The organism is Candidatus Poribacteria bacterium (assembly GCA_021162805.1).
Taxonomy (GTDB): Bacteria; Poribacteria; WGA-4E; order B28-G17; family B28-G17; genus JAGGXZ01.
This window is the reverse complement of the sequence record JAGGXZ010000097.1, coordinates 1-4,732: the sequence shown is the minus strand read 5'-3', so window position 1 is coordinate 4,732 and position 4,732 is coordinate 1. Positions and strand designations below refer to the sequence as shown.

Annotated in this window: 7 protein-coding genes; all 7 read left to right on the top strand. The window is 51.4% G+C overall.

The window, feature by feature from the left end; genetic code table 11:
• Window positions 1-40 precede the first annotated feature (40 nt).
• Window positions 41-922, top strand: a complete 882-nt coding sequence (locus tag J7M22_07910) for a GNAT family N-acetyltransferase (GenBank protein ID MCD6506537.1) — start codon at window positions 41-43, stop codon at window positions 920-922.
• Between the two features lie 22 nt (window positions 923-944).
• Window positions 945-1,637 carry a PD40 domain-containing protein gene (locus J7M22_07905; GenBank protein ID MCD6506536.1) on the top strand — a complete coding sequence of 231 codons (693 nt, stop codon included), beginning with the start codon at window positions 945-947 and terminating at the stop codon, window positions 1,635-1,637.
• Window positions 1,634-1,780, top strand: coding sequence for a hypothetical protein (locus tag J7M22_07900; GenBank protein MCD6506535.1), 147 nt, complete (start codon window positions 1,634-1,636; stop codon window positions 1,778-1,780). Before J7M22_07905 ends, J7M22_07900 begins: the two co-directional genes overlap by 4 nt.
• 64 nt (window positions 1,781-1,844) lie before the next feature.
• Window positions 1,845-3,482, top strand: a complete 1,638-nt coding sequence (locus J7M22_07895; GenBank protein ID MCD6506534.1) for a glycosyltransferase family 4 protein — start codon at window positions 1,845-1,847, stop codon at window positions 3,480-3,482.
• 12 nt (window positions 3,483-3,494) lie between these two features.
• Window positions 3,495-3,851 (top strand): antibiotic biosynthesis monooxygenase, encoded by a 357-nt coding sequence (locus J7M22_07890; GenBank protein ID MCD6506533.1) that lies wholly within the window; start codon window positions 3,495-3,497, stop codon window positions 3,849-3,851.
• Between the two features lie 28 nt (window positions 3,852-3,879).
• Window positions 3,880-4,161 carry a hypothetical protein gene (locus tag J7M22_07885; protein ID MCD6506532.1) on the top strand — a complete coding sequence of 94 codons (282 nt, stop codon included), beginning with the start codon at window positions 3,880-3,882 and terminating at the stop codon, window positions 4,159-4,161.
• 58 nt (window positions 4,162-4,219) lie between these two features.
• On the top strand, window positions 4,220-4,732 hold a 513-nt coding region (locus J7M22_07880; GenBank protein MCD6506531.1), incomplete at its 3' end, for a GNAT family N-acetyltransferase.

Genomic DNA, 4,732 nt, shown 5'->3' with positions numbered 1-4,732 from the left:
CCTTACCCTCCGGATCGATTGAAACTATGGAGGAGCCGGGATGAGTTGGCAGATCGAGTATCGTCACTGGAAACCCGGAGATGATGATGCTATCATCGCCCTACTTTCAAATACCGGATGGATAGATGAGAAGTCCTATCGGAACAAATTCAATAATCCCGAAATCAGACCGGAGGGTATACGACTGGCAATCTGTGAGGGGAAAATAGTCGGACATGCCCTAGGTTTGTCCGATGATATCTTCGTAGAAGGGGAGATACGACGGTTCGGAAGGATAGAATATGTCTTCGTTGCACCGAAGATGAGAAGGCATGGCATCGGCAAGCAGTTAATAAAACAGTTGATCAAATACTTCGAGCGGTTGAACCCCAGGGGTATCATCCTCACGACTTACAGGAACACCCCCGCTCACGCGATGTATAGAAAGCTGGGATTTAACGATCTGGCAATAGGAGCTTTCACATCGGTCTATCCCGGTGATGAGAAATCTGAGATCAAGCTCACCATACCTGAGCCATCGGAAGTTAAGGAAATGAGGGAAATATGTGAGAGATGGGCGATGAAGAGTTTCCCTGTGATTTGGAGGGTAACCTCCAATATCCCTCCGGTGTCAAAACTTCTGAAGAGATTATACCGGGTGCTGCGTCGGAACGGAAGAATTGTGGGATATTTTCGAACGCCCGATTGCATAAGAGATCCGATAGCTCCTGATGAAGAAGCAGAGGATGTGGTGAGAGCGATTAGAGGCGCTATATCTTCACCCATTCGTTGGGCAACCACCCCAGGAAGTCGATATGAGAGTGTTCTCAGATCCCTGGGTTGTAATTTCGAATACAGCGAAGAGGTAATAATGCTGAAGCCGATAGGGAAGGAGATCGATCTAAGTGATATGGAAGTAACCTTCTGGGGTATATTTTGGTAAGGATCCGAAAGGGGGCATGGGGATGATATGGCTTTCCCTGGTCTTCGCCCTTCTCTCAACGGCGAAGGTTCAGCCTCCAAACATAGAGCTCCTTCTCACACAGAACATCACACCCCAGACAAGTGATATCTTCCTCCTCGAAGAACCGAACGACGAGCCGATAAACCTAACCCAAAATCCATCTTCATACTGTCCGAGATGGTCTCCCGACGGCAGAAGGATAGCCTTCCTCTCATCCGACAAGGGGAGGTGGAAGATATGCCTCTTCGACTTCCTCGCGGACAAGGTCAGGTTTCTGACCGACGGGACGGTCAAGGGATATTTCGACTGGATGCCGGATGGCAGGAGACTTATCATAGGGTATTGGAAAACGAAGGGATTTTATCTTCTAGATGTTGATAGGCAAAATCCCGCAAGAAGGTTCGAGGAACTTGAGAGGATACCTATACCGCATGATCTGACTTACATCTACAGCGTGGCATGTAGCAGGGATGGCGGAAAGCTGGCATACAGCGCCTGTGTGGGGAAGTTCGGTGTCTCCAGCATCTACGTTATGGATCTGAGGGATGGCAGCGTCAAGAATCTATCGAAGATATCGGAGAAACCTTTCCATGCCAACGACGATTCCCCCAGATGGACGCCCGATGGGAGGTTCATAGTTTTTGCCTCCGATAGGGATACAAACAGGAAAGGGGATGACACATATATATCATGACGAGCGATGGAGAGATAGTAGAGCGGCTTAACCTTGTGAAAAGCAGCTATTATCCGGATGTGTTTGATCCGAAATACGCTCTTGTCTCACCGCTTATCGACTTGAGAGCGATGACATGGGGGATGATAAAGCTGAGTGAATAGGGGCGAGGCTCGCCAGTGAGTATACAAAGGGGAGCTTGGGGGAATCAGTGAGAGGTAAAGGGAGATGGTTCAAGCTCATCTACCGATACACAGGCTTCATAAGATCGAGGTGGATGGCGAGATCTTCATAGCCGATCTTGACGCCTGCAGGGTTGTAAAGGCATCAGAGCTCATCTGGAAAATTCTCCAGCTCTGCCCCAAGCTTTCGAGCGAGGAGATAATCAAGGAGCTTGAAGGGGAGGAGGATAAAAAGGAGATAATCAAGGCTCTGGAGTGGTTAGAGGAGAGGAGAAAAGAAGGGCTGTTTTTCGATGACGGCGTTCGCCCCCCTCAGAACGGAAGAATCCGCATCCTCGCCCCGACTTCCCTGCCACACGGGGCCGATGTGAGGTGGAGGGCGGTGGGAGCGCCTATCTCGCATCGAAGGCTTTTGATCGCCCTCTCCGAGTTCGCAGATGTGTATGTCAACCACAGGGAGGACGCGTCCGACGGCCTCAGGTTTTTCCCTTTAAACCCGAAGGATCGCTCGTCGGTGCTGAGGGCGATGGAGTTCGGATTCGATTGTGTGCTGATCTTTTCGCCGACGGAGATGGAGTTCCTCCCGCTTCTATCCTGGATGGACATACCGTTCGTGGTCTGCATCCGCCAGCAGAGGGGAGGTGGAGGGGCGGTTATAAATGCCGTTTTGAAGTGGTATGCCTTCATGAGGGATTACGACGCCTTCATGGTCCTGACCGAATCCGGCAGGAAGCTCTACTCCCGGTTTGCGCTGGATGATTCGTTTTTCCAGATCGTTCCAAACGGGGTGGATCTGGACCTCTTCCGGCCTATGGACAAGGAGGAGGCGAAAAGGGAAATTGCTGAGATGCTCGGGCAGCCCGAGATCTGCAGAAGGAAAGTGGTGGGCTTTCTCTCTAGGGCCCTTCCGGAGAAGGGGATGGGGCTGTTCTTGAAGATAGCCGAGATGAACCCGGATCATATCTTCCTGGTGGTCGTCCCGGATCTCGGTTTTTACTTCCGTTATCGGCTGCCTGAAAATCTGGTTTACGCTGGCAGACAGCCGAGGGAGAAGCTTACCCTGTTTTTCAGCGCCTTCGATCTGCTGTGTTTCCCCACGATGGTGGGATGGGAGGCCTTCTCGAGGGTGACGCTGGAGGCTATGGCCTGTGGAACTCCCGTTGTTGTGCCCCACATCGACGGGATGCCGTATCTGGTTGAGGAGGGAGGGATAGTTGTGGAGTGTGAGGAGTTCGAGGACGAATTGGGGAGCTTCGCGGGTTTCGTCTCCCCCGAGAGGATGTCGGAGGCGATAAATGAGTTACTTGATGACGATGAAAGAAGGTTGGAGATGGGGAGGAGGGCGAGGGAGATAGCGGAGAGGTATTCATGGGAGAACAGCGCTAAGGAGCTGATGAGGCTTTTCAAGAGGCTGATGTTGAAGAGAAGATTCGATGCACGCCGACGCCGTTTTGAGGTCTGTTTCACCCGATCGGGTTCCCTCCTTTTAAACCTCACCGAGATGGGGGAATCTCCGCTTTTCGGTGATCTCTACCTTCAGACGGTGGAGGAAGGGTTGGCTTTGACTCTCCTGAAGGGACATACACTTAGGGAGGTGGAGGCTATACTGTTTCACTTCCTTCCGGAGGAGAGGGTGAGGGAGATTTTGGTGAAGGCGAAGGGTTTTGTGGAGTCCACCTCCTGAGGAGGTTGAGATATGCTTTTCAGCATCATAGCGTATCGGGCCAAAAAGGGGAAAGAGAGGGAGTTTGAGGAGTTGATGTGTGAGAGGTTCAAATCCTCTCAGGAGGAGGCGGGATGCAGGTCCGCCCAGCTCCTTAAGAAGAAGGGGGAGGAGAGAAGTTATCTATGGGTGGAGCTATGGGGAAGCGAGGAGGAGATAGAGGAGGCACATAAGAGGAAGCTTGTTCCCCCTGAGCATCCGATCTGGGTTGAGATAAGCCGGTTGTTTGAATCTGTAACGTTTCTTGGCAGATACGAAGTTGTGGGTGAGAGGTCATCCAGGAGTTTTCACCGTTTCCTTTCCGGTTTTTTCGGAAGGGAAGGGCGTTGAATCCCAAAAGGGAAGGAGGTGAGCGGGGATGCAGATCATGGGGGAGTATGCAAGGGATCAGGTGAGGAGGAAGGTCTCGCAGGTCATCCTGTCTGAGGCTGGCAGAGTCGGATACCGCAACGCCTTCTCGATGGCTGCTCTGGTGACGGCGTCATCATTGGCAGCTCTGATACTATCAGCCACTTCTGAGGCTGCCAAAAAAATATGTGGTCCCTATAAGTGCGAGCCCGACGAGCTTTGCTGTAAGTATTACCGCGATGGTAATTGGCTGTACTGGTGTGAGAAATATGAGTGCACGGGTCTCCCGTGATGAACCAAACTTGGGAGGTGGGGTAACTACCCCACCTCTGAGACATCAGGAGATGAGGATGAGTGGGATAGAATATCGTCACTTTCAACCGGGGGACGAAAAAGGGATCATCGAGCTTCTGCCGGATCAATGGCTTCAGGGATGCCAAGGGGGAGTATGCTATCTAAACGATCCAAACCTCGATCCTGAAAGCGTCCGCCTCGCAATCCATAACGGTAAAATCGTAGGACATGTCCAAGGCATTCTATACCCTGTATTCATCGAAGGGAAGTTTCAAAAGTTCGGATGGATAGATACCCTTTTCGTCTCACCTCAGATAAGAGGGAAAGGGATCGGAACGGAGCTTGTGAAACAGATAATCCGATACTTCGAGGAGAAGGGATGCAGGGGAATCCTGCTCACCGTTGAAAGGGATTCGATCGCCCACTCGATCTATCGAAAGCTGGGATTCAGAGATCTGATCACAGGCATATACACCCTTCTACATCCTGAGGAAGGAGAGTCAAGGATTAAGCTCACACCTGCAGAGGTATCGGATGTGGATGAGATGAAAAAGCTGTATGAGAGATGG